1 protein-coding gene and 1 pseudogene are annotated in these 1,191 nt (G+C 67.8%); both read right to left on the bottom strand.

From position 1 onward, the window contains the following. Positions 1 to 125: 125 nt before the first annotated feature. On the bottom strand, positions 126 to 818 hold the full coding sequence (locus U1700_RS14960; protein ID WP_332753472.1) for a thioredoxin domain-containing protein: 693 nt from the start codon (positions 816 to 818) through the stop codon (positions 126 to 128). Then, positions 818 to 1,191 (bottom strand): annotated as a pseudogene (locus tag U1700_RS14955) (DUF721 domain-containing protein); the annotation flags it as partial. The gene U1700_RS14960 and the pseudogene U1700_RS14955, both read right to left, overlap by 1 nt.

The raw sequence follows: 1,191 nt of genomic DNA, 5'->3' as shown, positions 1-1,191 counted from the left end.
GAGGCGGCGGGGGCGCTGCTGTTGGCGTCGCCATTGCCGCCACCGCAGGCGGCCAGCGCGAGCGGAAGGGCGAGGAGGAGGAGACGAGACTTCATCGACATATTCTCCGAAGGGAAAAGAAGGATTTAGCGGGCGGCGCTTGCGCGCAACAGCGGCTGCAGCTTGTCCCAAGTGAACACGCCCATCGCCTGCTTGCCGTTGATGGAGAAGCCGGGCGTGCCCTCGATCGAGTCGGGCGCAGCGGTCGTCATCGCGACGATCCGGTCGGTGGCGGCGCGATCCGACAGGCAGGCGGTGATCTGCGCATCGCTCAAGCCGGCGCTCTTGCCGATCGCGGTCAGCCCCGATCCGTCCGCCTCGGCGCGCATCTGCGCGGCGGGGGGATAGGTGCCGATCCGCTGGGCATTGGCCTGGTCAAACTCCATACCGCGCTTCAGCCAGTCGCGCTGCTGCGCGAAGATCGTCTCGGTCAGGCGGGCGAACTTGCCCGCCCCGCCGCACCGCGCGATCAGCGCGGCGGCGAGGTCCAGCCGGTCGCGGATGAAATGGCGAATCTCGATGCTGGTCGAGCCCGAGCGGACCATCTGTCCTTTCAGGACGGGCGCCGATTCGGTGGTGAAGACGGCGCAATGCGGACAGGTATAGCTGACATATTCGACCAGCTTCACCCGCGCCGCCGGATTGCCGATGACATAGGTCCCGGCGGGCGTCTGGGTGACGTGGGTGCTCCAGTCCATCTTGGCTCGTGCCTGGGCGGCATCGGCCGGGACAGCGGACAGCGAAAGGCCGAGCGCGGCCAGCGACAGGAAAAGACGCATCACGACACCTTGGGAAGGCCGCGCGTCGCAGCGACGCCCGCGGCAAGCGACTCGAGCACGGCACGAAGCTCCGGATCGGCGATCTGGCGCAGGCCGTCGCCCATTTCCGGCGGCACCGGCTGCGGCTTGGGCGGCGCGGCGCGGCGCGGTGCCGCCATGGGCAGCTCGCCCTGCCGGATCTGCAACCGGGCGACGGCCGGATACCCGAAGAAGCGGTTCACCCGCTCGATGATCTCGGGCGCGATATGCTGCATCATCGGTGCGTGGGCGCCTTATACCACCATGCTCAGAGTTCAGCCCGAATTCTTGCCGCCGGGAAAGCGGATCGATTCGTGGCGCCACACACGGGAGTAGCGTTCGCCTACGATTTCAT

Source organism: Sphingomonas sp. RB1R13 (assembly GCF_036663775.1).
GTDB lineage: Bacteria > Pseudomonadota > Alphaproteobacteria > Sphingomonadales > Sphingomonadaceae > Sphingomicrobium.
The sequence above is the reverse complement of the archived record's forward strand: the minus strand, read 5'-3'. Positions and strand labels throughout refer to the sequence as shown.